This window comes from Alkalilimnicola ehrlichii, assembly GCF_003399765.1.
GTDB lineage: Bacteria > Pseudomonadota > Gammaproteobacteria > Nitrococcales > AK92 > AK92.
Map to the genome: position 1 here is coordinate 447,447 of NZ_NFZV01000001.1, position 23,807 is coordinate 471,253.

Below are 23,807 nucleotides of genomic sequence, written 5' to 3' on the forward strand. Positions count from 1 at the left end.
GTAGTCTGCTAGACCGCAAGCCGGCACACTTCTTTCGCAATTCGATTCAGCACTGGAGGATCACCATGAGCCTGGAAAAGGTTACGCCCGGCAAAGCCGTTCCCGACGACATCAACGTCATCATCGAAATTCCGCTGCGTGGCGAACCGATCAAGTACGAGGTCGATAAAGACACCGGCACCATGATGGTCGATCGTTTTATGGCGACGGCTATGCACTACCCGTGCAACTACGGCTACATTCCGCACACTCTGTGCGAAGATGGTGACCCTGCCGACGTTTTGGTCATCACCCCCGTGCCGGTAATTACGGGCTCTGTGATCCGCTGCCGCCCGATCGGTGTGTTGGAAATGACGGACGAATCCGGCGGCGACGCCAAAATTCTAGCTGTCCCGGTCGGTAAGCTGACCACGATGTACGACGACGTTCAGTCTATTGACGACCTGCCCCGCCTGGTGCTGGACCAAATCAGCCACTTCTTCGAGCACTATAAAGACCTTGAGAAAGGTAAATGGGTGAAGATCGAAGGCTGGAAGGGCGTTGAGGCGGCCAAAGCCGAAATTCAAAGCTCGGTCGAACGTTATGAGAGCGCCGCTGTAAAGCCTAATTTCTAGTAGGCGCCGAGCAAGCTTCTCCAGCAGGGGCTTTTGCTGATCGCTGTCCTGCTAAGCTTTTAGCCTCCGGACAGGAGGCTTGCATTGGGGGGTTGGTCGATGTGTGACTTACCCCCATTTTTCGGCACGGACACAAGGCAATCTTATAGATACAAGCGGTCGTCTCTCCCTGTTTTGCAATCTTGAGGAGTACGTTCGTTTGGACTACTGGACATTGGGTTGAAGAGCCCCGATAATCCGGCAATCTTGCGTCGTACCAGGGAAGGCCGAGTGAGCGTCGCTCAGCCTGAACGAATTCTATGCCGCCACTGGTTGGAGGTAGGTCGTATGCCAAGGGTCATGACGACGAGGCAACTCGCCCGAGAAAACCGGCGTTATGCATCCACTGGCGGAGTCAGTGAATGTAACAGCGGGCAAGGGTTTCGTCCGGCCTTTCGTGATAGCGCAACCGGGGTGTTATACCTCTCCAGAAGTCAAAATGGTTCGTTAGCACCGTTTCATTGTCTGGACGGTTTGCCCACCGAGTTAGTTGAAGCCCGCGACCCGACAGGCCGGGTCGTTGCCGTCAAGCCGACCATCGAGGCTGGCTTTGAGCGGAACGGGCGCTTCTATACGCGAGCGGAAGCTGCTGCTGTTGTTAGCCAAGAAAGCTGAGCGGCGTCGCGACAACATCAACAATAACGACTGAAGGGGTCAGTGCTGTGCAGCTTCGCTGCTAGCTGCGACTGGCTTTGTTCGGCAGCTTGGCAGGCGTATACATGGGCTTCTTACAAGTCGCATTCCAGATCGATTCCCAAGCATCCCTCCTTATCGAGCCTTTGTTGGAGGAACTCGGCGCGCAGGCGATTACCTTCGAAGACCCGGGCGGGGAACCTGTGCTGGAGCCAGGCGTAGGCGAAAATCCGCTGTGGAGCGAGGTTAGGTTGCTGGCGCTATTCGACGAAAACATGAGCGCGGACCTCGTTCATGCTGCGGTACAGGAAGCGCTGGACGGCAAAGCGCCGCAGGCCTGGAGCGTTGAACGGTTGGGAGATCGCTGCTGGGAACGCGCCTGGATGGATGACTTCAAGCCGATGCGGTTCGGAGAGCGCTTGTGGGTTTGCCCGACGACAGTATCGCCACCCGCACCGGAAGCGGTGAACCTGCGCCTTGACCCCGGCTTGGCGTTCGGAACCGGAACGCATGCGACTACGGCGTTATGCCTGCGTTGGCTCGACCGTATGCCTTTAGAAGGTGCTCACGTCATAGATTTTGGCTGCGGCTCCGGTATTCTTGGGGTCGCGTCCCTCTTGCTTGGCGCAAAACATTGTGTCGCTATCGATAACGACCCTCAGGCTCTCTTAGCGACCGGCGAGAACGCTGAGCGCAACGGCGTTAGTCCGTACATCGAAACTTTTTTGCCGGAGGCAGCGCCTGAGGTCGAGGCGGACTATGTGGTCGCTAATATATTGGCTGGGACATTAATCGAGCTGGCGCCTGTTATTGAAACAAAGGTCCGCAGTGGCGGGAGGCTCGCCTTGTCGGGGATATTGGAAGAACAGGCTGAGGCCGTTAGCCATGTTTATAAAGCCTGGTTTGATCTGAATGCGCCCGAAGTGGAAGACGGCTGGGTGCTTTTACAGGGTGTGAAACGCTAAAGTATCGGCATGTACACGCAATGCAGCCATTGCCTGACACTGTTTCGTGTCTCGCCGCGACAGCTCGACGTCGCTGGTGGGCAGGTTCGTTGTTGTCTGTGCAATCGTCCCTTCGATGCGCATGACACCTTGTGCGAGCGTTTGCCGCCGGGTTTGGCCGCGGAATATAGTCCCGCGCGCGAACATGAGGCGACAGCGGTTGTAGAAACCCCAACGAAGGACGCTAACGAGGCAGGGGAGGGGCTTGTCGGCCCTGAGGGCAGCGAGTCCGAACGGTACGATCCTGAACTCGGAGCGCTGCCGGAACTTAATATCGAAGCCGAGCCGCTGCCTGCATTGGAGCCGGAGCTAAACGATGCGGTAGAGGTGGGGGAGAGTGCGGTTGCCGACGAAGATCCGCCTGCTAGAGGGGGAGCGCAAGCGCCGAGCGCGGTCGACGCAGTACCTGCGGATGCGATTGCAAGCGAGGCTCGGGCCGACTTCTCTACCGAGTTGGATTTACGCTTCGAGCCGGAGCTGGAGGCCGCCGAAAAGGCGGCTGTGCACGCTCAGCCCGCCGGGCGTACGGCTTTATGGGCGAGCGGGATCTTGCTGCTCATTGCTGCTTTGGTCCTGCAATACGCCTATTTTGCCCGCGACGACCTTGCGCGACATACCGAATTAAGGCCGCTGTTGGAGCGGATGTGCACTCTGGTGGGGTGTGAGCTGGCATTGCCGCGCGCTGCGGACCGCTTTCGCATCGTTCACCGGCAAGTCGCGCCTCATCCCGAGGTGGGCGGAGCCTTATTGGTCGAGGCCCGGTTCCGCAATGAAGCGGGCTTTAAACAGGCTTATCCCCAGTTGGGCCTTACATTGTTCGATGCGAACGGGCGACGCACAGGCTATCGCTGGTTTGCGCCGGAGGAATATTTGGCCGCCGATGCGGTGCCGGCTATAGCCGAGGGAATGCCTGCCCAAGCGACGGTGGCGGTGCGGCTGGAGATTGAGGACCCTGGTAACGGTAGCGAGAATTTCGAGTTCGGGTTCCGGTGATCTCCTTTCTCGACTGTGCCGGCTAATAATCGGGTTGTTTTTCGTCACCCTCTTTAAACTGGCAGCGCTTTAGAGTTATGATCATCTGCCGCGCAACGCGAACCGGCTGACTGTGCTATGGGATTTTTATGTCCGCCCGCTGCGCATAGTGGCGCCGTTTGATAGCGAAAGGGGGCGGAGACAAGCAAGACAGCAGCTCGGTTTGGCCGAGTCTTATGTCCCTCCGTGGCGCTATTTGCGGTCAGCGCCGAAACGATACGAACCTGAGGGAGGCAAGGCGGCGATTGCGTTGTGTCTGCCATCCCGTTTGTCTTTATTTCAGCCGTTAACGGCTACCCGGTTGCCAGCACGTACGAGATATGGAAGAACAAGCGACGACAAGAGAAGTCTCATCTCCGGTGCGTCTCGACTCGCAGTCGAACGCCGCCGTAGGGCCGATCCGCGCGTGTGTCAGTGACGCCTTGGCAACGTACTTCGAGCAGCTTAACGGCCACGATTGCGAAGGTTTGTACCGCTTAGTGCTGGCGGAGGTCGAGATCCCTATGCTGGAAGCCGTTATGCAGTATTGCGGCGGCAATCAGACCAAAGCGGCTCAAGTCTTGGGTATTAACCGCGGCACATTGCGGAAAAAGCTACAGCAGTACGACCTCGACGACTGAGTGCGGATATCTTCATTGCCCTGACGTGTGCGAGCGTATCGCTCGGTGGTGAATCGGTCTAGCGTCAGAGGATAAAATCGATCGTAAAGTGATTAACCTCGGCTTCGTGACCCAGTGCGATTTCAAACCGATAGAGCTTACGTCATTTCGATCGTTAATACTTTCTATCCCGCAGCGCTCCAAAGGCGGGCGCAATCGGCTATAATGCCGGCCCTTTAATTAGTCATATACTACTGTAACGAAGGGAAGCCGCCATATGTCATCTTCAGACTCACGGCCCATTCAACGTGCGCTTATCAGTGTTTCCGATAAAACCGGCATTGTTGAGTTCGCTCAGGCGCTGCAGCGTCAAAATGTAGAAATCCTATCTACCGGCGGTACCGCTAAATTGCTGAGCGACAATGGTGTGCCTGTGGTCGAAGTTTCCGATTACACGGGTTTTCCCGAGATGATGGCCGGACGTGTCAAAACGCTGCACCCGAAAGTGCATGGCGGCCTATTAGGGCGCCGCGGTCTCGATGACGACGTTATGGTGGAGCATGACATCCAACCCATCGACTTGCTCGTCGTCAATCTTTATCCCTTCGAAGCCACTATCGCCCGCGAAGGGTGTACGTTGGCCGACGCGATCGAGAACATCGACATCGGTGGGCCGGCGATGGTGCGTTCGGCGGCGAAGAATCACGCTGCCGTAGCGGTGGTAACGGACGTTGAGGATTACCCGTTAATTGCAGATGAATTGGCGAGTCAAGGCGGCTTGAGACGGGAAACCCGCTTTCGGCTTGCGGTAAAGGCTTTCGAGCACACCGCGCGTTACGATGGGGCGATTGCCAATTATCTTGGCAGCGTCCGCCAGGAGGGTGAGCGGGAGCGGTTTCCGAATACGTATAATATTCAGCTGGTTAAAGCGGCCGATATGCGTTACGGGGAGAACCCTCATCAGGCTGCGGCTTTCTATCGGGAGCATGGATGGCAGGAGCCTTCTGTCGCGACTGCACGGCAGTTGCAGGGGAAAGCCTTGTCTTTCAACAATGTTGCCGACACCGATGCGGCGCTTGAGTGCGTGAAAACGTTCTCCGAGCCGGCCTGTGTTATCGTAAAACACGCCAATCCTTGTGGCGTCGCGATCGGTGCTAGCTTGGAAGATGCTTACGATGGCGCGTTCGCGACCGATCCGACTTCGGCGTTTGGCGGGATTATCGCATTCAACAGTCCTTTGGACGCGGCCACTGCCAAGGCCGTTATCGAGCGACAGTTCGTCGAAGTGATCATCGCGCCGGAAGTGACCGATGAGGCGTTGGCCGTTACTGCCACCAAGCCTAACGTCCGAGTGCTTGCCTGCGGCAACTGGGAGCGCAAGCGCGACGAGGCGTTCGATTACAAACGCGTCAACGGTGGCCTCTTAGTGCAGCAGCGCGATATTGCCACGATCGATCCGGCTAACTTGAGAGTAGTTACCCGCCGCAAGCCGACCGAAGCCGAACTCGACGACCTGTTATTTGCTTGGAATGTTGTTCGATTTGTTAAATCCAACGCCATTGTGTATGCCGGCGGCGGTCGTACCGTTGGCATTGGAGCGGGCCAAATGAGTCGGGTTTTCAGCGCGCATATCGCTGCGACCAAAGCCATTGAAGCAGGTCTGTCGGTGGCCGGCTCGGTGATGGCCTCCGATGCATTCTTCCCCTTCCGCGACGGACTTGATCAAGCTGGCGAAGCCGGTGTGAAGGCCGTGATCCAACCGGGAGGTTCGGTCAGGGATGAAGAAGTAATCGCAGCGGCGGACGAGCATGGCATGGCTATGCTCTTTACCGGAATGCGTCATTTCCGTCATTAAGCCATCGGTCCGTCGATGTCGGCGGCAGATTTTACTGAACTAGGGAGCAATGCGATGAAGGTGCTCATTATCGGCGGAGGAGGTCGAGAACACGCGCTTGCGTGGAAGGCCGCCCAGTCGGCGCGGGTAGAGTCGGTCTATGTAGCCCCGGGTAACGCCGGTACCGCGCTGGAGCCGAAAGTGCATAACATCCAAGTCGGCGCTGAGGATATTCCGGCTTTGGTCGGATTTGCTAGCAGCAACGGAGTGGATCTCTGCATCGTCGGGCCGGAAGCTCCGCTGGTAGCGGGTGTAGTCGATGCCTTTCAGGAGGCAGGTATCCGTTGTTTCGGCCCCTCGCGCGCTGCTGCCGAACTGGAGGGTTCGAAGGCATTTACCAAAGAGTTCCTGTCGCGGCACGAGATTCCGACCGCAGAGTATCGGACATTCACTGACTTAGACGAAGCTCGCGATTATATCCGCGAGCGGGGTGCGCCTATCGTCGTGAAAGCGGACGGTTTAGCGGCTGGCAAAGGCGTTGTTGTCGCACGCAGTATCGATGAGGCTATCGTCGCGGCTGAAGACATGCTTTCCGGCAATGCGTTCGGCGAGGCCGGTGCCAGGGTTGTGGTTGAAGACTTCCTGGAAGGCGAGGAAGTCAGCTTCATCGTCATGGTCGATGGGGAGCATATTCTGCCGCTGGCTTCGAGCCAGGACCATAAGGCGCGCGATAACGGCGACCAAGGCCCGAATACGGGTGGAATGGGCGCGTACTCGCCGGCGCCGGCTTTGACCCCGGCGCTGCACGAGAGAGTGATGCGTGAAATCGTCGAGCCTACTGTGCGCGGTATGGCTGCCGACGGACGCCGTTATACGGGCTTTCTGTATGCCGGTTTGATGATTGGCGCTGATGGTACGCCACGGGTGCTGGAGTATAACTGCCGTATGGGCGACCCTGAAACCCAGCCCATTATGCTTCGTTTGCGCACGGATCTGATCGATCTATGCGAAGCGGCGGTTGACGGCCAGCTTCATAAAGTTAGCGTTGACTGGGACCCGCGGACCAGTGTCGGCGTCGTAATGGCGGCGGGTGGATATCCGGGCTCCTACCGCAAAGGGCAAGTCATTAGCGGTTTGCCCCAAGGGGAGTATGAGGATCGCAAGGTTTTTCATGCCGGAACGGCCTTGAACGAGGAAGGCCAGGTTGTAAGCAGCGGTGGGCGCGTCTTGTGTGTCTGTGCGCTTGGAACGACGGTTTCGGTTGCGCAGCGCAATGCTTATGAGCTAGTTAAGCAAATCGATTGGGACGATGCGTTTTACCGAACCGACATCGGTTACCGTGCGATAGCCAGGGAGCAGGCGGAATAAACGGCTTGTTCTTTTCTGTGGACGACGCATTATACAAAAAGCCGGCATAAACGCCGGCTTTTTAGTCTTTCGGATACCTGTGACGGTAGCCGGTTTTCAATGGGCTCTCAACAAATGCCAGAATGGCCCCAAGGTTTCTCGGAGAGCGCGACGCGTTGCTGGGTTGGATGTCGCTCAGCTTCTCGATGGTTCAGGTAGATCTTCTATCTGAAGGCTTATCTAGGTGAGACGCATATGAAAGCGAAGGATATGTTCAAGCATCAACTGAAGTGGGCACTATTAGCTTATGCAGTTGGCGTGCTTGTGCTCGCTCTCGCGGTGGCTTTGCGCTCGCTAAGCGTTGGGATGGCCGCGGCGTTGTTTATTCTTAGTATTAGCCTCGGCGCTAGAGCCACGATGCGCTGCCCGTTTTGTCAGCGCTCGGTAGCGAGCGACATTATCCGCTGGCCGTTAGTGTGGGAAAGTCGGGTGCCTGAGCGGTGTCCGCATTGCAACACAGAGCTGGATAAGAATATTTATTAGGTTTGCGGTTGCTTTGTTGGAATTAGTTTTAAACTAACTCCAACAAAGCAACCGCCTCACCGAGCCCCGATGAACCTTTTGTTGCCCGCAGCTTAAAGATACTCTCCCCAGCAAGCGAATTGCATGCGTTCACTCAACAAAACAGGAACTCACCGATGGGTAATCGTCTATCCCGCATATACACCCGCACTGGCGATAAAGGTACAACCGGCTTGGCCGATGGCAGCCGTGTCGGCAAAGACGATCTCCGCGTTGAATGCATGGGCGCTGTCGATGAACTCAATAGCGCTCTCGGGCTTGCTTTGAGTCACCCTCTTCCGTCGCCGCTCGGGGAGATATTAAGCCCCATTCAACACCGTTTATTCGATATTGGGGCTGAGCTGTCGATGCCTGAATACAGCGCGACACGCTCGGAAGACATCACACAACTCGAACAAGGCTTGGACGCGCTAAACGAAGAACTGCCGCCATTGAAGGAGTTCGTCCTACCCGGCGGAACGCCGGCAGCGGCCTATTGCCATATTGCCCGCGCCACTTGTCGCAGAGCCGAACGTGTACTGGTGGCATTAAACAAGCGCGACAGCGGCATTAATCCGGAAAGTTTGCGTTATCTCAATCGCTTATCCGATTTGCTCTTCGTTGCCGCCCGCTACGCGGCCCGTAGCGGGGGAAATCAAGAAGTGCTCTGGCAGCCGCGACCGATGTAGCTCTGTTGCGGCGCAGCATAGCGCCTGCTATGCTGTATAGCAGGCTTTAATAGTCGCTGTCCAATGCGGCGATACAAATAGCAACAGGCCCATCAAGCGACAAGGAGGTTCGCTATGTACCAAGTACCCTTCTCTCCCTATCAAACGTCGATAAAGCAATTCTTACAACCGGCAGAGCACCTTAATAAGGTTTGGCTGGAGCAGGTTGGAGAAATGACTAAACGGCAATTTGCGTCCGCCCGCGACTATGCCGAATTAGGTTGGGATCAAGTACGTCGAGCGACAGAGGTGAGAGACCCCGAAAGCTTCCAATCCTACCTCCGACAGCAGAACAAGACGGCTAAGACATTGAGCCGACGGTTCAACGAAGATGCCAAGTCGCTCCTCGCACTTGGCGAGCAGATTGCCATTGAACTGGAAAAGCTCGCCAAAGAAAGCATGAGCCACTGGAGCCAAGCGAAAGGGTAGCGACCAAGAATAATCGCTATCTACCGATATAGTTATTGCGGTGCAACAAAGCCTTTGCTATGCTGCAATGCAGCAGCTCAAAAAAGACATCAGTCAAAATAAACGGACTGGAAGCGGAGGACACTTTATGTTTCAAGATGTGCTAGACCGGACCCACGCGCAGTTTGCCGAACTACTTGCTCCCGCACGTAAACTTAACGGCTTGCTACTCGACAACATCGAAAAGCTGACCCAGTTTCAACTAGAGGCCGTTCGGGCCTATAGCAGCCTTGGGTTTCAGCAGTTACGCGCTTCATGCGATATCAGTAGTGCACAAGGCTTTCAGGAGTATCTCAGCAATCAAACGAAAGTTGCAGAGACACTGAGCAAAAAGCTAGCCGACGATGCTAATACGCTAACGAATCTGAGCAAAAACTTCGGCGAAGAACTACAGAAGTTTGCTCAAGAGAATGTGACGGTCTTGCATCCGGTTGCCCAGCCGACGACTAAGCCGGCCTCGACTAAGGCCTCCCGCAAGTCGGCTTAAGCTAAGACCGCTCCGGGTCCGGGCGAGTATCGAACGGCTGAGCCGTTCGCGGATTCGAAGATAAAGGTCAACGTATTAAGAAAAGAAAGCCCTCTCTGAGGGCTTTTTTGTGTTCATATCGAAAGAGACCCGCCAAGTGGCGGGTCTTCGTCGTGGCGTCGCTTTTATTGGTTATCCGACCGCGCGACGTTCACCGTCCAGGCGCGCTTCCAGCATCTGCAGGCGTTGTTGTAAGGCTTGTTTTTCTGCCTCTACGTGGCGAAGACGGCAGGCATCGCTGAGAACCTGCGAGAGCGCGTCTCTGGGGTCCCGGCAGCCGGTTAGCTGCTGGTGTAAGTCTGGGGCGGGGTTCTCTTCGGCTTCGCTGAGCTGGCGGAGGCCGTCCTCCAGAGCGCGGCGCAGACCCCGCTCTAAGATGGCTTCTTTCTCCTTACTCGTGAGCTTGGCCATAGCCTTGTCATAGTGTCTGCTCATCGCGTTCATCCCTTGTTAAAGTCCAAGGAAAGTCGACGCTGTTGGTCGACGAGCCGCAGGTCTCTACCTGCGGCCCATCTCTCAGCATGGCACAAGGCGGGCTGAATTTCCTCTTTATTTTTACCAGCTCAGTGCACCGCCGGTCTGGTATTCGGTGACGCGAGTCTCAAAGAAATTCTTTTCTTTTTCAAGTCGATAATCTCGCTCATCCAGGGGAAGGGGTTGCCTGCTCCAGCGAAGGCTTCGGTCAACCCGATCTGTTGCAAACGGCGGTTGGTAATGAACCTAAGGTATTCTTCCATCCGCTCGGCGTTTAACCCTAATACGCCGCGCGGCATCGTGTCGCGCGCGTACGCGACTTCGAGTTCCATACCTTCCAGAATGATCTTGCGTGCCTCGGCTTGGAATGCGTCCGTCCACAGGTGGGGGTTTTCCAACTTGATCTGATTGATGATGTCGATGCCGAAGTTTAAGTGCATCGACTCGTCTCGCAGAATGTATTGGAATTGCTCCGCGGTTCCCGTCATCTTGTTTCGCCGCCCCATGGAGAGCACTTGAGCGAAGCCGGTATAAAAGAAAATACCTTCGAAGACGACGTAGAAGGCAATCAGGTCGCGCAACAAGCGCTGATCGGACTCCGGTGTGCCGGTACGGAACTGCGGGTCGCCCAGGCTCTGGGTGTACGGCAGTGCCCATTCCGCCTTGGCGGCGACCGAAGGTACCTCCCGATACATGTTGAAGATTTCCGCCTCGTCGAGGCCCAGCGACTCGATGACATATTGATAGGCGTGGGTGTGCACCGCTTCTTCAAACGCCTGCCGGAGTAGATATTGGCGGCATTCCGGGTTGGTGATATGGCGATAGACCGCCAGTACCAGATTATTAGCAACCAGCGAGTCGGCGGTGGAGAAAAAGCCCAGGCTGCGTTTGACAATAACGCGCTCGTCCTCCGTCAGGCCATCCGCGCTCTTCCAGAGTTCGATGTCGCGCCCCATGGCGATTTCCTGCGGCATCCAGTGATTTGCCGAGCCGGCTAAATACTTCTCCCAGGCCCATTGGTACTTGAAGGGCACGAGTTGATTGAGGTCCGCGCGACAGTTAATGATGCGCTTATCGTCAACTTGAATTCGGCCGGCACCGCGCTCGACTTGCTCAAGCCCGGTCGCTCCGCCGCTTTCTACTGAGGTGTTGCCGTTGTTCCAGCTCAACATGATTAAGTACTCCGTATTTGGGGGCGATGACCGCTGACGTTACTGGCAGGCTTCGCAATCGGGATCGTCGATGCTACAGGCCTGGGGCGCCATCGGTACGGCATTGAGCTGACCGTCGGTGACGGTGCTCTTCTCCACGTGCGTGCGGCCCATCGTGCGGAGGTAATAAGTGGTTTTCAGGCCGCGCTCCCAGGCCAATCGATAGAGGGCGTCGAGTTTCGGTCCGGACGGCTCGCTCATGTACAGATTCAGCGACTGCGACTGATCCAGCCATTTCTGCCGCCGGGCGGCGGCCTCGACCAGCCAGCGCGGGTCGAGTTCGAAGGCCTGGCGGTAGCGCGCTTTCAAGTCGGCGGGAATGCGCTCGATAGGCTGCACGGAACCGTCGTAGTATTTAAGGTCGTTCACCATGACTTCGTCCCATAGGCCCAGTGCCTTGAGTTCGCGGGCCAGGGCAGGGTTGACGATAGTGAACTCGCCGGACAGGTTGGATTTGACGTAAAGGTTTTGATACGTCGGCTCGATACTCTGCGACACTCCGGTAATATTGGCGATGGTTGCCGTGGGTGCGATTGCCAAGCAGTTCGAGTTGCGCATGCCGCGCCGGACCCGTTCCCGTAAGCTGTCCCAATCCAGCGTGGCGGAACGGTCCAATTCCAAAGCGCCGCCTCGGCTATCGGCCAGCAGCTCAAGCGAATCCAGCGGTAAGATGCCCTGGCTCCAGAGCGAGCCTTGGAAGGTGGAGTAGGCACCCCGCTCTTCGGCAAGTTCGGTCGAAGCCCAGATTGCGTGATAGCTGACTAATTCCATCGAGCGATCGGCGAAAGCCACCGCTTGCTCCGAACCATAGGCAATGCCTAAAGCATATAAAGCGTCTTGAAAGCCCATGATGCCGAGCCCGACCGGTCGATGGCGCAGGTTGGCGTTACGCGAGGCCGGTACGCTGTAGTAGTTGATGTCGATGACATTATCCAGCATGCGCATCGCGGTGCGCACGGTGCGCGCGAGCTTGTCCTGGTCCAGGCCGTCGTCAGTCAAGTGTCGGACGAGATTAACCGAACCCAGGTTACAGACCGCGATTTCCTGATCGGACGTGTTCAGCGTGATCTCGGTGCACAGGTTCGACGAGTGCACCACACCGCAGTGTTGCTGCGGCGAGCGAAGGTTGCAGGGGTCTTTGAAGGTCAACCAGGGATGGCCGGTTTCGAACAGCAGTCCGAGCATTTTTCGCCATAGGTCGACAGCGCCGACCCGCTTGAAGTTGCGAATCTTGCCGGCATCTGCCAGCGCTTCGTACTCACGGTACTTCTCGGCAAAGGCCTTGCCGTAGAGGTCGTGCAGTTCCGGTGCTTCTTCCGGCGAGAACAGTGTCCATTCGGCTTCGTCGCGCACGCGTTCCATGAACAGGTCGGGAATCCAGTTCGCCGTGTTCATATCGTGGGTGCGGCGGCGGTCGTCGCCGGTGTTCTTGCGCAACTCAAGAAATTCTTCGATGTCGAGATGCCAGGTTTCCAGATAAGCGCATACCGCGCCCTTGCGTTTGCCGCCTTGGTTGACCGCCACGGCAGTGTCGTTAGCGACTTTTAGAAACGGCACCACACCTTGAGACTTGCCGTTTGTGCCCTTGATATGGGCACCCAAGGCGCGGACTCGGGTCCAGTCGTTGCCCAGGCCGCCGGCGAATTTCGAGAGCAGCGCGTTATCCCGAATACTGCCGTAGATACCGGACAGGTCGTCCGGTACGGTGGTCAGGTAGCAACTGGAAAGTTGTGGGCGTAGGGTACCGGCGTTGAACAGGGTCGGCGTCGAGCTCATAAAATCGAACGACGAGAGCAGCTCATAGAATTCCACTGCCCGCGCTTCGCGGTCGATTTCGTTCAGCGCCAGGCCCATGGCAACCCGCATGAAAAAGGCTTGCGGCAGCTCGAAGCGGGTGTCTTCCCAATGCTGAAAATAGCGGTCGTATAGCGTTTGTAAGCCGAGGTAGCCGAATTGCAGATCGCGCTTGCCGTCCAGCGCTTGTCCCAAACGTTCCAGGTCGAATTCCAGCAAGCGCGGATCGAGCAGCTCAAGGTCAACGCCACAGCGAATATAGGCTTGAAAATAATCGGTGTAGGCTGCTTCCATCTCCGCCTGCGAGGCGGCACGGTGCTCGTTAAATACAAAGCCCAGCGCTTCGCTACGCAGCTCGCGCAGCAGTAGACGGGCGCATACTTCGCTGTAGTTGGGTTCCCGTTCGATCAAGGGGCGGGCGCACATAATGAGTGCCTGCCCCAGCTCTTTTTCCGGTACGCCGTCATAGAGATTGCGGAGGGTGTCTTCAACAATAAGCCGTGGCTCGACGTCGTCCAGTCCCGCGCAGGCTTCGTGGACCGCTTGCGCTAACGCGCGAACATCCAGGGCTTTGCGACTGCCGTCGTCTAACGTAACGTGGATCTGTGGTTCGGCCTGCTTCTGCGGTTGCGCCGCTGCTCGTTCGCGTGCCCGCTCGGCGCGGTAAAGCACATAGGCGCGGGCGACCTTGTGATGCTCGCCGCGCATCAAGGCAAGCTCCACCTGGTCTTGGATATCCTCAATGTGGATGCTGCCATTGGCCGGTTGGCGCCGGCTGAGCGCGGCAACGACCTGCTCGGTGAGCGTATCGACCAGCTCGTGAATACGCTGTGACCCGGTGGCCGAGTCGCCTTCTACGGCGAGAAAGGCTTTGGTCGTCGCCACCCGAATTTTATTCGGATCGAAGTCGGTGACGCTGCCGTCCCGGCGTACGACGCGAAGTCCGACCGCAAGGGACGTGTTCGATTCCTGAACATTAACTGCGAGCATAGATTCCTCCGAACAACTACGTGCGGGGAATCGCCGCGTTGGAAACCGGAGGGAGAACGAATCCCGACCAGCAAGGCAGGCGCAGCTGGTGGGCAGGGTTCTGCCGCCGGGAACCTTTGACGCGAAGATTCCGGCCAGGGCCTTGGAGGTACTCGGACTCGACGGACGACGCCGTCACACCGTTGCGCGACAGTTCCGGACTCTCACCGGATTCCCCTCCCGAGGCCCTATGGGTTGGGCCTCATTTAAGGCGCTACACAATATATGGTATGTGACGGTCGGGATCAACAACCGCTTGTTGTGCTTGTAATGGCATCGGCGCCGGCCAGGTAAGTGGGTGCGACGGTTGCTATAGCGCCTGAATTCCTTTCAAGGTATTGATCGAGGTGGCTTTTGCCTGCTCGATGAATGCGTCGATGTAAGGCTTATTACGATCCTCTTCCCGAACGGCCACGTAGAGTGTGCTCCAAAGGCCTTCCTCGCCCAAGGCGAGGGTTTTCACTTGGGCTGGATCCATCGCTTCGTGTAAGGCCCAATTGGGCAGGGCGGCGACTCCGCGGCCGCTGGCCACCAGTTGCAGCAGCATCACCGTCAGTTCCGCAGAGCGTACTTGCGCCGGCTCTACGCCGGCAGGTGTTAAGAAACGGCTGAACACATCCAGCCGACTGCGGCAAACTGGATAGGTCAGGAGGGTTTCGTCGCTCAAGTCTTGCGGCGTAATCGAGCCGCCCTCGGCGAGCCGGTGTTGGTGCGGGACGGCGAGCAATACCTCGTAGCGGAACAAAGGGCTATAGCTGACGCCGCCGAAGTCTTCCTCGGGATCGGAGGTGATCACGGCATCGATATCGCCGCGATAGAGTGCGGGCAAGGGGTGGAAGCTAAAGCCCATGGACAGATCCAGCTCCACGTCCGGCCACTGGCCACGGTAGCGATTCAATGTCGGTAGCAACCAGTCAAAGCAACTATGGCATTCCAAGGCAACATGGAGTCGGCCACGCTCGCCGGCACCCATGCGGCGCAGGTTGTGCTCAAGGGTTTCGACCCGAGGCAGAACCTCGTCGGCAAGCGTGAGCAGTCGCTCGCCGGCAGGGGTGAAACGCAAGGGGCGGGTCTTGCGGAAGAACAACATGGTGTCGAAGTAGTTTTCTAGCGATTTGATTTGGTGCGAGAGCGCCGACTGCGTCAGATGTAAGCGATCGGCGGCCGCGGCGAGACTGCCCGCTTCGCGGATTGCTTGTAGGCTTTTCAGATGGCGGAGTTCTAGGAACATGAATTTCGCTCAAGTAATCATTGAGAAACTGTAAATTGTTTCATCATAACCCGGGCCTCACACTTCATGCCATTGCTGAACAAGAAGGAGGCGGCATGAGTAAGGTTCATAATCTGGGTTTCCCTCGTATTGGTGCGCAACGGGAATTGAAAAAGGCCTTAGAAGCCTATTGGCGCGGAGATAGCGATCAGGCCGCGTTGCTTGCGGTTGGAAAAGCGCTGCGCGAGAAGCATTGGCGGCAGCAAGCCGAGGCGGGCCTCGATCTTATCTCGGTAGGCGATTTCTCTTGGTACGACCATGTGCTCGACATGTCCTGCCTGCTCGGCGTCGTGCCGGAGCGGTTCGAGCACGCCGGCGGCCCTGTTTCGCTCGACACATACTTCCGCATGGCGCGGGGTCGTGCGCCGAGCGGAAAAGACGTAGCCGCTTGCGAACTGACCAAGTGGTTCGACACCAATTATCATTATCTCGTACCTGAACTGGCGCCGGGGCAGCAATTTGTCGTGTCCAGCGACGCTTTGTTCGACCAAGTTGCCGAATGCACGGCGCTGGGCCTGAGTCCTAAGCCGGTGCTGGTGGGGCCGCTGAGTTTTTTGTGGCTTAGTAAGCTGGAAGGGGGCGATAAACTTACGCTGCTGGACGGTTTGCTCTCGGTCTACGGCGAGATTCTGCAGCGCTTGCAGTCGCAAGGGGTCGAGTGGGTTCAGCTGGATGAGCCTATCTTGGCAACCGACTTGGACGAAGCTTGGCAGAATGCTTTCGAGTATGCCTACAACCGATTGCAAACACCGGGCATTAATCTCTTGCTGGCCACCTATTTCGGCGGTTTAGAAGGGAATCTTGCCACGGCGGCGCGTTTGCCTGTGGCGGGTTTGCATGTCGATTTGGTGCGTGCCCCGGAACAGCTGGTTCGGGTGTTGGACCAATTGCCGCCGTATAAAGTGCTCTCGGCCGGTGTGATCGATGGGCGTAATGTCTGGCGTACTGACCTACAGGCTTGCCTGGACACTTTAGAGCCGGTTGCCTCGCGGTTGGGCGAGCGCTTATGGCTGGCACCGTCCTGCTCCTTATTGCATTGCCCGGTCGATCTGGCAGCAGAAACCGGGCTTGACCCTGAATTGCGCAGTTGGTTGTCTTTTGCGGCGCAGAAGCTAAACGAGCTGGACGTGTTGCGGAGGGCGCTCGATGAGGGGCGTGCCAGCGTCGCTTCTGCCTTAGCCGAGAGTCAGGCGGCGGTAGAGGGGCGGCGGCATTCCGCGCGCTGTCATGACCCTTCGGTTCGGGCACGTTTGGCCGCGGTTCCGCAGGATGCTGCCAAGCGCGGTGTCGCTTATAACGATCGGGCGGTGCGTCAACGCAGTAGTCTGAGCCTGCCGCTATTTCCCACCACGACCATTGGTTCTTTTCCTCAGACTCAGGCGATCCGTCAGGCACGTGCCGACTGGCGGCAGCAACGGATCAGCGACGAGGAATATCAGGCGCGGATGCGGGCCGAGATAGAAATCGCCATACGGCGCCAGGAAGAACTCGGCCTGGATGTCTTGGTCCATGGCGAGCCGGAACGCAATGACATGGTGGAGTATTTTGGCGAACTGTTAGAAGGCTGCGTGGTGACTCGCAACGGTTGGGTGCAGAGCTACGGTTCCCGCTGCGTGAAACCGCCGATCATCTTCGGCGATGTGAATCGTCCGCAACCGATGACGGTGCAGTGGGCAGAGTACGCCCAATCGCTGACCGATAAACCGGTGAAAGGGATGTTGACCGGGCCTGTCACCATTCTGCAATGGTCCTTTGTGCGGGACGACCAACCCCGGGAAGAAACCGCGCGCCAAGTGGCGCTCGCGTTGCGCGACGAGGTGGCGGACCTGGAGCGTGTCGGGGTTAAGGTCATTCAGATCGACGAGCCGGCTTTCCGCGAAGGTTTGCCGTTGCGAGAGTCGGCGCGGGCGCATTACCTCAACTGGGCGGTGGAGTCCTTCCGGCTTGCTGCGGCGGGCGCGACGCCCGATGCGCAGGTGCACACTCACATGTGCTATTCGGAGTTTAACGACATCGTCGAGCATATTGCAGCCATGGATGCCGACGTGATCACGATCGAAACCGCTCGTTCGGCGATGGAGTTATTGCACGCGTTCGTCGATTTCGATTACCCCAACGAAATCGGGCCGGGTATCTACGACATCCACTCGCCGCGAGTGCCTTCGGTAGAAGAAATGGTCGAACGTTTACAGTTGGCCGCCGAGCGAGTTGCGCCCGAGCGGTTATGGGTTAATCCCGATTGCGGATTAAAGACGCGAGCCTGGCCGGAAGTCGAAGCGTCTCTGGCGAATATGGTCGAAGCGGCGCGTCTGATGAGAGAGCGAGCCGTTTCCGGCGCTGCCTGAACTCGCACGTCAAAGGCCCAAAAGGCGGACCAGCAAGGGAAGCAAAAAGGCGGTTAATAAACCCGCCATTCCCAGCGCCAGGCCGGCGAAGGCGCCGGCCTGGTGGCTGATACCAAAAGATTGTGCGGTGCCAAAACCATGCGCGGCCAAGCCCATGGTGAAGCCTTGTACTTCATGTTCGCGGATTTTAAACAGGCGGAACAATATCGGGCCGAGAATGCAGCCGATGGCGCCGGCGATGAGTACCATGCCGGCCGCCACGCTTGGAATGCCACCGATTTGTTCGCTGATCCCGATAGCAATCGGGGTGGTGACCGACTTCGGCGCCAGCGAAAGCATCGTTTCGACGCGGGCGCCGAGCAGCCACGCAAGTAGTAGCGTAGAGCCGACTGCGGTGACGACGCCAACCGTGCAAGCAACCAATAACGGCAAGGCCAAGCGCCGAATCTGCTCTTTGTGATCGAATAGCGGAACGGCTAAGGCCACGGTTGCCGGGCCGAGCAGAAAGTGGATGAACTGCGCGCCGGCAAAATAATCGCGGTAGGGTATATCGGCAAGCAGAAGTAGCCCGATCAGGAGTGCGATAGCAATTATTACCGGGTGCAACACGGGCGTGCCGCCAGCGCACCGATTGATCCAGAGCCCAAGCTGATAAGCCAGCACCGTAAGCAGGATGCCGAGTAGCGGGCCGTCCTGTAGCCAAAGCCAGAAGTCGAGTGCCGAATCAATCATCGTTTCGTTGAGCCCGCCGCAGTAAATAGCGGAATGTAAGTGCGGTGGCGAGCATCGTTAGTGCGGTGCTCACGACGAGGACGATCGCCATTATTTGCCAGTCGGCGCGTATTAGATCGCCATAAACCATCAGCCCCACACCGGCGGGAACGAAAAGCAAAGCCAAGTAGCGTAGTAACGTTTCCGCAACGGTACGTATGCCGGCCGGGACTTCGCCGCGTATCAGTAGTATCGTCAGCAGTATGACCAAGCCTAGAACGGGGCCAGGAATAGGAAGGTTTAGCAAACGAGCGAGAAGCTCGCCGGCAAGTTGGCATATCAGTAGCGTTATAATTCCGGCCAGCATCGATGAGCCTACGTGGTATTAGTTTCTCGGCTGTGCTCTGTCGCCGTCGCGCAGGCTGATAATAGGCCACCCGTTACGTTCGGCATAAGCTTTAAGCACCATGTCGGGGTCCACCGCAACGGGGTTGCTGACCCGTTCTAGTAAGGGAATATCGTTGCGAGAATCGCTATAGAACCAGCTACCCTCCAGGTTTCCTCCGTGTTGCTTCAGCCACGCCTCCAGCGCCTGAACTTTACCGTGCTGGAACGTAGGGATGCCGGTCGCCCGGCCGGTGTAGCGCCCGTTAATCTGTTCCGGCTCGCTTGCCAGCAAATGCTCGATCTCCAACAGCTGCGCAATCGGTTCGGTGACAAAACGATTAGTCGCTGTGATGATCAAGAGCGTATCGCCTTGAGCACGATGATGCTCCAGTAGCGATTTGGCCGCCGGTAGCATCAAAGGGAGAATCTTTTGTGCGATGAATTCGCGCCGAATCTCAAGAAGACGCTCAGGCGGGTGCTGGCGCAAAGGTTGCAGAGAAAACTCAAGAAATGTGTAGATATCCAGCGTTCCATCCAAGTAATCCTGGTAGAATTGTTTACTGGATACTTCGTAGTCGTTGGCGTCGACAAGCCCCCGCTCAACCAAATGCCGGCCCCAGAGAAAGTCGCTGTCGCCGGCAATGAGGGTGTTGTCCAGGTCGAAGATGGCAAGCGCCAAACCGGATTCTCCTTAAAGAGGGGCTGAGTATACAATTCGTACGGCATGTGAAAACGACTGTTTTTACAGTCGTAAACGTGTTTCGATGGTAAGAGATTCTAGCGAAGTGGTGGCATCAGCCCAACTGGAAAGGCTTGTCTACCGCTTGGCGTTTGCGGCGATGGAACGCATTGTGGAACAATACCTGTATAGCGCGGTTACAATGGCAAGGCCTGCAAGTGATTGATTCCGACGGCTTTCGTCCTAATGTTGGCATTATTCTGACGAACCGGAAGCGGCAGCTCTTCTGGGGGCGTCGTATTGGCCAAAATGCCTGGCAGTTTCCTCAAGGCGGCATTAAGAGGAACGAGAGCCCGGAAGAAGCGCTTTATCGGGAGCTGGCGGAAGAAGTTGGCCTGCGAGCCGACCATGTCGAAGTGATGGGGTTCACCCAGGGGTGGTTACGGTACCGCTTGCCCGAACATTTGATTCGGCATAATCGCAATCCTGTCTGTATCGGCCAAAAGCAGGTCTGGTTCATGTTGCGCTTCGTCGGTGCGGAAGAGGATGTCCAGCTGAATGCATCCGGGGAGCCTGAGTTCGACCATTGGTGTTGGGTGGATTACTGGCATCCTTTGTCCGAAGTTGTTTTTTTTAAACGTGCGGTGTACGACCGTGCGTTAAGCGAACTTGCACCTCTGCTTTTTCCCCGTGGCGTGCCGGCAAGGCCGCAGAATGCTTACCGTCGTCGAGGCTCGTCGCGGCGACGGCCGACTGTGCGGTAGCGAGTGGGCTGCGCTATCCATCGATAAGGAAATTCTTAGCGTTGTAATCGCGGGCGGATGGCTGAGAATGGGGCCTTCAGTGGCTCCATCGATGCGCAAAATTTCAAGGAAGGCGCGGTGTCCATCCGCATATCGAATAAAGAACTTAATGAGCGTCTAAGCGCCATTTGTGATGGGCGAGCGGCTAAGCAAGGGTCGCTCGCCGAAAGGTGCCTAGCGCGATTAATCGGAGTAATGCCTGAATGCTGGATTCGCTTCACCGGATTGTGCAGGAGGTCAACGCGGCTCGGGGTTTGAGCCATGCGCTTAATATCATTGTCCAGCGTGTCGCCGAGGCAACCGGTGTTGACGTCTGCTCCGTGTATCTGGTGGACCAAGAGGTGCAGGAGTATGTCCTGATGGCCACCTTGGGGCTTAATCCAGGGGCCGTCGGGCAGGTGCGATTAGGGAAGTCGGAGGGGCTTGTAAGTTTGGTGGGCGAGCGGGAAGAGCCTATCAACTTAGAACATGCCGATAAGCACCCGCGCTTTCGTTATTTCCCCGAAACTGGGGAAGAGCGTTTTCACTCCTTCCTCGGAGTCCCCATTATCCACTTTCGCAAGATGCTGGGCGTTCTTGTCGTTCAGCAGCAGACACCGCGCCGGTTCGACGATGCCGAGGTTGCATTCTTGGTGACCGTGGCGGCGCAGTTAGCGGGAGCGATTGCGCATGGGGAAGCGAGTGGCGGTATCGACGGATTAAGCGAAGGCGATACACGCCGTACGAGTGCGCTGCTTGGCGTGCCGGCGCGCCCGGCGTCACGATGGGTAAGGCCATGGTGGCATACTCGCCTGCCGATCTTAATGCTATTCCCGATCGCGAGCCAGACAATATCGAGCTGGAAGTGGCGGCGTTTGAAGCCGCGGTGCAAGCGGTCCGAGAAGAGTTCAAACAACTATCTAATCGGTTATCGGATGCGGTGTCCAGCGAAGAGCATCATTTGTTCGATGCTTATTTGCGGATGTTGGATAGCGACAGCCTCATTAATGGCGCGATCAATCGCATTCGCGACGGCAACTGGGCGCCGGGTGCACTGCGCGAAGTTGTTAACAAGCACGTGCAGATCTTTAGCGAAATGGAAGATCCTTATCTTCGCGAGCGTGCTAGCGACGTACGTGATATTGGTCGCCGTATTCTCATGCGTTTGCAGCTTGACAGTGGCGATACGCGCACACTGCCGGATAAGGTGGTCCTGGTGGGGCAGGAGATTACTGCGTCGCAGCTGGCCGAAATTCCCCCAGAGCGTCTTGTCGGCGTGCTTGCCGCGAGAGGTTCGGGTAACTCCCATGCTGCTATTCTGGCCCGTGCGCTGGGGGTTCCCGCCATTATGGGCGTGAGCGAACTGCCCGTAGGTCGGATGGAGGGAAAATCCGTCATCGTCGACGGCTATTCAGGGCGGGTTTATATCGAACCGACGGCGGCTGTAAAGCGCGAGTACAAGCGCCTGATGCGAGAAGAGGCCGAGTTGTCGGCGGGGCTGAACAGTTTACGCGACTTGCCGGCTGAGACATCCGACGGGTTGCGAGTGAAACTCTATGCCAATACGGGCTTGCTCTCCGATATTAACTCATCGCTGGAAAGCGGGTGTGACGGTATCGGCCTGCATCGCACCGAGTTTCCTTTTATGGTGCGCGATCGCTTTCCCGGAGAGGAAGAGCAAGCCGAGATCTACCGCAGCGTATTATCCCCGTTTAAGGGGCGGCCGGTTGTCTTGCGTACCCTCGATGTCGGCGGCGATAAGAACTTAACGTATTTTCCCGTGCGGGAAGAAAACCCGTTTTGGGCTGGCGCGGTATCCGCTTAACGCTGGATCACCCGGAAATCTTCTTGAGTCAGCTACGGGCGATGCTGCGCGCCAATGTCGGGATCGGCAATATGCGCGTCATGTTTCCGATGGTGAGCGGTGTTGCCGAGGTCGATCAAGCCTTGGCCTTGTTGAAGCGCGCGCAAAGCGAGTTGCTGGAGGAAGGGCTGAACGTCCGGATGCCGAAGGTTGGCGTCATGATCGAAGTGCCGTCGGCCCTTTATCAAGCCGCCGCGATCGCCAAGCGTGTCGATTTCTTATCGGTCGGCACCAATGACCTTACGCAGTATTTACTGGCTGTAGATCGTAATAATCCGCATGTCGCTAACCTCTACGATGAATTGCATCCGTCGGTGTTGTGTGCGCTGCGCTCGGTGGTCGATTGTGCCCGCCGCCATGAAAAGCCCATCACTGTTTGCGGCAGTATGGCGGGCGATCCCGCTGCGGTGATTGCGCTGCTTGGATTGGGCGTTGACGGTCTAAGTATGAGCGTTGCCAGTCTTCTTCGGGTTAAGTGGGTCGTACGGAGTATCAGCTTCGAACAATCCCAGCGCTTGCTCGCCGAGGCTTTTGAGCTTGAGGAAGCCTCGGAAATTCGTTCCTTGTTCAACCATGCGCTGGAAGATGCGGGGCTTGGCGGCTTGGTGCGTGCCGGTAAGTGATTTCCCGGCGCGTCGCCTTCCTGGCCAGGCCTTAATACCGCAGTGACACGCGAGGGGTGTTCCCGAAGAAGGGGGCACCTCGTTCCATCCCATCTAAAACTAGCCCTCCCTTGACGCGAGCACCGGCAAATTGCGTTGCTTTGACGCAGGTATTGAGAAGCGACTTTATGGCCGGCACTGTGGAAATGAGAATGGTGCCGCAAATGCGAAGTGTTCCTAATTGACATTGAGTCGCATTCAGGGCACTCTCTTAACGAAGAGTTCAAGAGGGTTTTCGCATGTACGTCTGTGTCTGCCGAGCCATTAGCGATCGCCACATTCGAGAGGCCGTTCAGTCCGGTGCTCGGACCATGCGCGAGTTGCGACAACAGCTTGGCTTATGTAGCGACTGCGGAAAGTGTGGCCCCTGTGCTCGCGATGTACTGGTGAAAGAGCTGGAGGTGGCGGTTCCTGTTAAATCGGTAGCCTGACCGACTACTATCAATCCTCTTCTTCCTTCCTGCATGAGGCTCCAGTCTCATGCGGCGATTCTCTATTGCCTGCTTCAAGGCTTTGATAGACTACCCGGCAACGAGTGTTCGAGAGAAATGGTCTGCGTTTTTCTCGGCGTGCTGTTAGGCGCTGAATGATTCCCATAGGGCGGCCGGTTTCTATGTCGCTTACCCGTATGGGAACCGTTCGGTATCGTCCTACCCGGATCAGTCGTCCGCCATGTAGAGAGCGAGAAACGAATATGAAAGGCGACCCGAAAGTTATCGGCTACCTGAACAAGGTGCTGACTAACGAGCTAACTGCTATTAATCAGTATTTTCTGCATGCTCGTATTCTGAAAAACTGGGGCTTGGAAAAGCTGGGCAAAAAGAGTATGAAGAATCGATCGACGAGATGAAGCATGCGGATCGTTTGATCGAGCGGGTGCTGTTTCTGGAAGGTTTGCCCAACCTACAAGATCTCGGCAAGTTGTTGATTGGTGAGAACGTAAAAGAAATTCTTGAGTGCGACCTCAAGGCCGAGCATGACGGCCACAGCTTGTTAAAAGAGGCGATCGCTTATTGCGAGTCGGTGCGAGACTATGTCAGCCGCGATCTCTTGCAAGGCATTCTCGAGGACGAAGAAGAACATATCGATTGGCTGGAAACCCAGTTGGAGCTGATCGGTCGGCTCGGCTTGGAGAATTATCAACAGTCTCAGCTGTAGTAATAAAAAGGGCGAGCCAACGGCTCGCCCTTTCCGTTTGCTTCTCTATGCGACCT

Annotated in this window: 20 protein-coding genes, 3 pseudogenes and 1 riboswitch; of the genes and pseudogenes, 16 read left to right on the top strand and 7 right to left on the bottom strand. The window is 56.9% G+C overall.

Annotated features, from left to right (window positions below):
* The first annotated feature begins 65 nt into the window (after positions 1-65).
* The 10 genes from ppa (at position 66) to CAI21_RS02300 (ending at position 9,346) form a co-directional block, all read left to right on the top strand.
* A complete protein-coding gene (ppa, locus tag CAI21_RS02250) occupies positions 66-614 on the top strand; it encodes an inorganic diphosphatase (RefSeq protein WP_116300767.1) in 549 nt (182 codons plus the stop codon).
* Positions 615-1,372: 758 nt separating this feature from the next.
* Complete coding sequence (gene prmA, locus CAI21_RS02260; RefSeq protein WP_116300769.1) at positions 1,373-2,251, top strand: 50S ribosomal protein L11 methyltransferase; 879 nt, start codon at positions 1,373-1,375, stop codon at positions 2,249-2,251.
* Positions 2,252-2,260: 9 nt separating this feature from the next.
* Positions 2,261-3,283 (top strand): DUF3426 domain-containing protein, encoded by a 1,023-nt coding sequence (locus CAI21_RS02265; RefSeq protein ID WP_116300825.1) that lies wholly within the window; start codon positions 2,261-2,263, stop codon positions 3,281-3,283.
* 359 nt (positions 3,284-3,642) lie between these two features.
* The gene (gene fis / locus CAI21_RS02270; RefSeq protein ID WP_116300770.1) at positions 3,643-3,942 is read left to right on the top strand and encodes a DNA-binding transcriptional regulator Fis; all 300 of its coding nucleotides are present in this window, start codon (positions 3,643-3,645) and stop codon (positions 3,940-3,942) included.
* 256 nt (positions 3,943-4,198) lie between these two features.
* The gene (gene purH, locus CAI21_RS02275; protein ID WP_116300771.1) at positions 4,199-5,776 is read left to right on the top strand and encodes a bifunctional phosphoribosylaminoimidazolecarboxamide formyltransferase/IMP cyclohydrolase; all 1,578 of its coding nucleotides are present in this window, start codon (positions 4,199-4,201) and stop codon (positions 5,774-5,776) included.
* Between the two features lie 54 nt (positions 5,777-5,830).
* On the top strand, positions 5,831-7,123 hold the full coding sequence (gene purD, locus CAI21_RS02280) for a phosphoribosylamine--glycine ligase (protein WP_116300772.1): 1,293 nt from the start codon (positions 5,831-5,833) through the stop codon (positions 7,121-7,123).
* A gap of 234 nt (positions 7,124-7,357) precedes the next feature.
* A complete protein-coding gene (locus CAI21_RS02285) occupies positions 7,358-7,645 on the top strand; it encodes a hypothetical protein (RefSeq protein ID WP_116300773.1) in 288 nt (95 codons plus the stop codon).
* Positions 7,646-7,800: 155 nt separating this feature from the next.
* Complete coding sequence (locus CAI21_RS02290) at positions 7,801-8,352, top strand: cob(I)yrinic acid a,c-diamide adenosyltransferase (RefSeq protein WP_116300774.1); 552 nt, start codon at positions 7,801-7,803, stop codon at positions 8,350-8,352.
* Positions 8,353-8,466: 114 nt separating this feature from the next.
* Entirely contained in the window at positions 8,467-8,820 is a 354-nt protein-coding gene (locus tag CAI21_RS02295; protein WP_116300775.1) for a phasin family protein, read from the top strand.
* A gap of 127 nt (positions 8,821-8,947) precedes the next feature.
* A complete protein-coding gene (locus tag CAI21_RS02300; RefSeq protein ID WP_181919221.1) occupies positions 8,948-9,346 on the top strand; it encodes a phasin family protein in 399 nt (132 codons plus the stop codon).
* A 171-nt stretch (positions 9,347-9,517) separates the two neighbouring features.
* On the opposite strand, the gene CAI21_RS02305 is transcribed toward CAI21_RS02300, so the two are convergent.
* The 4 genes and pseudogenes from CAI21_RS02305 to CAI21_RS02320 form a co-directional block, all read right to left on the bottom strand.
* Positions 9,518-9,820, bottom strand: a complete 303-nt coding sequence (locus tag CAI21_RS02305; RefSeq protein WP_116300777.1) for a hypothetical protein — start codon at positions 9,818-9,820, stop codon at positions 9,518-9,520.
* Positions 9,821-9,940: 120 nt separating this feature from the next.
* Positions 9,941-11,031: pseudogene (locus CAI21_RS02310) on the bottom strand (ribonucleotide-diphosphate reductase subunit beta).
* Between the two features lie 39 nt (positions 11,032-11,070).
* On the bottom strand, positions 11,071-13,854 hold the full coding sequence (locus CAI21_RS02315) for a ribonucleoside-diphosphate reductase subunit alpha (RefSeq protein ID WP_116300778.1): 2,784 nt from the start codon (positions 13,852-13,854) through the stop codon (positions 11,071-11,073).
* 128 nt (positions 13,855-13,982) lie between these two features.
* Positions 13,983-14,118, bottom strand: a riboswitch (cobalamin riboswitch).
* Positions 14,119-14,203: 85 nt separating this feature from the next.
* Positions 14,204-15,124, bottom strand: coding sequence for a LysR family transcriptional regulator (locus CAI21_RS02320; protein WP_116300779.1), 921 nt, complete (start codon positions 15,122-15,124; stop codon positions 14,204-14,206).
* A 95-nt stretch (positions 15,125-15,219) separates the two neighbouring features.
* Here CAI21_RS02320 and metE point away from each other — a divergent pair, with 95 nt between their 5' ends.
* Positions 15,220-17,508: a 5-methyltetrahydropteroyltriglutamate--homocysteine S-methyltransferase gene (gene metE / locus CAI21_RS02325; protein ID WP_116300780.1), complete on the top strand. Its 2,289-nt coding sequence runs from the start codon at positions 15,220-15,222 to the stop codon at positions 17,506-17,508.
* A gap of 9 nt (positions 17,509-17,517) precedes the next feature.
* Here metE and CAI21_RS02330 read toward each other — a convergent pair whose 3' ends face one another.
* From CAI21_RS02330 to CAI21_RS02340, 3 genes are read right to left on the bottom strand one after another with little or no spacing between them, the layout of a single operon-like run.
* On the bottom strand, positions 17,518-18,240 hold the full coding sequence (locus CAI21_RS02330; protein WP_116300781.1) for an LrgB family protein: 723 nt from the start codon (positions 18,238-18,240) through the stop codon (positions 17,518-17,520).
* Positions 18,233-18,586 carry a CidA/LrgA family protein gene (locus CAI21_RS02335; protein ID WP_116300782.1) on the bottom strand — a complete coding sequence of 118 codons (354 nt, stop codon included), beginning with the start codon at positions 18,584-18,586 and terminating at the stop codon, positions 18,233-18,235. The genes CAI21_RS02330 and CAI21_RS02335 overlap by 8 nt, the downstream gene beginning before the upstream one ends.
* Before the next feature lie 18 nt (positions 18,587-18,604).
* The gene (locus CAI21_RS02340) at positions 18,605-19,285 is read right to left on the bottom strand and encodes a histidinol-phosphatase (protein WP_116300783.1); all 681 of its coding nucleotides are present in this window, start codon (positions 19,283-19,285) and stop codon (positions 18,605-18,607) included.
* A gap of 218 nt (positions 19,286-19,503) precedes the next feature.
* Here CAI21_RS02340 and CAI21_RS02345 point away from each other — a divergent pair, with 218 nt between their 5' ends.
* From CAI21_RS02345 to bfr, 5 genes and pseudogenes are all read left to right on the top strand, one after another.
* On the top strand, positions 19,504-20,049 hold the full coding sequence (locus CAI21_RS02345) for an RNA pyrophosphohydrolase (protein ID WP_116300826.1): 546 nt from the start codon (positions 19,504-19,506) through the stop codon (positions 20,047-20,049).
* A gap of 242 nt (positions 20,050-20,291) precedes the next feature.
* A pseudogene (ptsP, locus tag CAI21_RS02350) lies at positions 20,292-22,554 on the top strand (phosphoenolpyruvate--protein phosphotransferase).
* A 278-nt stretch (positions 22,555-22,832) separates the two neighbouring features.
* Positions 22,833-23,024 carry a (2Fe-2S)-binding protein gene (locus CAI21_RS02355; RefSeq protein WP_116300784.1) on the top strand — a complete coding sequence of 64 codons (192 nt, stop codon included), beginning with the start codon at positions 22,833-22,835 and terminating at the stop codon, positions 23,022-23,024.
* Between the two features lie 263 nt (positions 23,025-23,287).
* A complete protein-coding gene (locus CAI21_RS24550; RefSeq protein WP_258868882.1) occupies positions 23,288-23,443 on the top strand; it encodes a ferritin-like domain-containing protein in 156 nt (51 codons plus the stop codon).
* Positions 23,375-23,751: pseudogene (gene bfr / locus CAI21_RS02360) on the top strand (bacterioferritin); the annotation flags it as partial. The gene CAI21_RS24550 and the pseudogene bfr, both read left to right, overlap by 69 nt.
* Between the last annotated feature and the right edge of the window lie 56 nt (positions 23,752-23,807).

Coding starts and splice junctions, on each gene's coding strand:
- CAI21_RS02265 (WP_116300825.1), top strand. CDS start 2,261: ATGTACACGCAATGCAGCCATTGCCTGACACTGTTTCGTGTCTCGCCG.
- CAI21_RS02295 (WP_116300775.1), top strand. CDS start 8,467: ATGTACCAAGTACCCTTCTCTCCCTATCAAACGTCGATAAAGCAATTC.
- CAI21_RS02320 (WP_116300779.1), bottom strand. CDS start 15,124: ATGTTCCTAGAACTCCGCCATCTGAAAAGCCTACAAGCAATCCGCGAA.
- CAI21_RS02355 (WP_116300784.1), top strand. CDS start 22,833: ATGTACGTCTGTGTCTGCCGAGCCATTAGCGATCGCCACATTCGAGAG.
- ppa (WP_116300767.1), top strand. CDS start 66: ATGAGCCTGGAAAAGGTTACGCCCGGCAAAGCCGTTCCCGACGACATC.
- CAI21_RS02315 (WP_116300778.1), bottom strand. CDS start 13,854: ATGCTCGCAGTTAATGTTCAGGAATCGAACACGTCCCTTGCGGTCGGA.
- CAI21_RS24550 (WP_258868882.1), top strand. CDS start 23,288: ATGAAAGGCGACCCGAAAGTTATCGGCTACCTGAACAAGGTGCTGACT.
- CAI21_RS02300 (WP_181919221.1), top strand. CDS start 8,948: ATGTTTCAAGATGTGCTAGACCGGACCCACGCGCAGTTTGCCGAACTA.
- CAI21_RS02285 (WP_116300773.1), top strand. CDS start 7,358: ATGAAAGCGAAGGATATGTTCAAGCATCAACTGAAGTGGGCACTATTA.
- CAI21_RS02335 (WP_116300782.1), bottom strand. CDS start 18,586: ATGCTGGCCGGAATTATAACGCTACTGATATGCCAACTTGCCGGCGAG.
- metE (WP_116300780.1), top strand. CDS start 15,220: ATGAGTAAGGTTCATAATCTGGGTTTCCCTCGTATTGGTGCGCAACGG.
- prmA (WP_116300769.1), top strand. CDS start 1,373: ATGGGCTTCTTACAAGTCGCATTCCAGATCGATTCCCAAGCATCCCTC.
- CAI21_RS02290 (WP_116300774.1), top strand. CDS start 7,801: ATGGGTAATCGTCTATCCCGCATATACACCCGCACTGGCGATAAAGGT.
- fis (WP_116300770.1), top strand. CDS start 3,643: ATGGAAGAACAAGCGACGACAAGAGAAGTCTCATCTCCGGTGCGTCTC.
- CAI21_RS02305 (WP_116300777.1), bottom strand. CDS start 9,820: ATGAGCAGACACTATGACAAGGCTATGGCCAAGCTCACGAGTAAGGAG.
- purH (WP_116300771.1), top strand. CDS start 4,199: ATGTCATCTTCAGACTCACGGCCCATTCAACGTGCGCTTATCAGTGTT.
- purD (WP_116300772.1), top strand. CDS start 5,831: ATGAAGGTGCTCATTATCGGCGGAGGAGGTCGAGAACACGCGCTTGCG.
- CAI21_RS02330 (WP_116300781.1), bottom strand. CDS start 18,240: ATGATTGATTCGGCACTCGACTTCTGGCTTTGGCTACAGGACGGCCCG.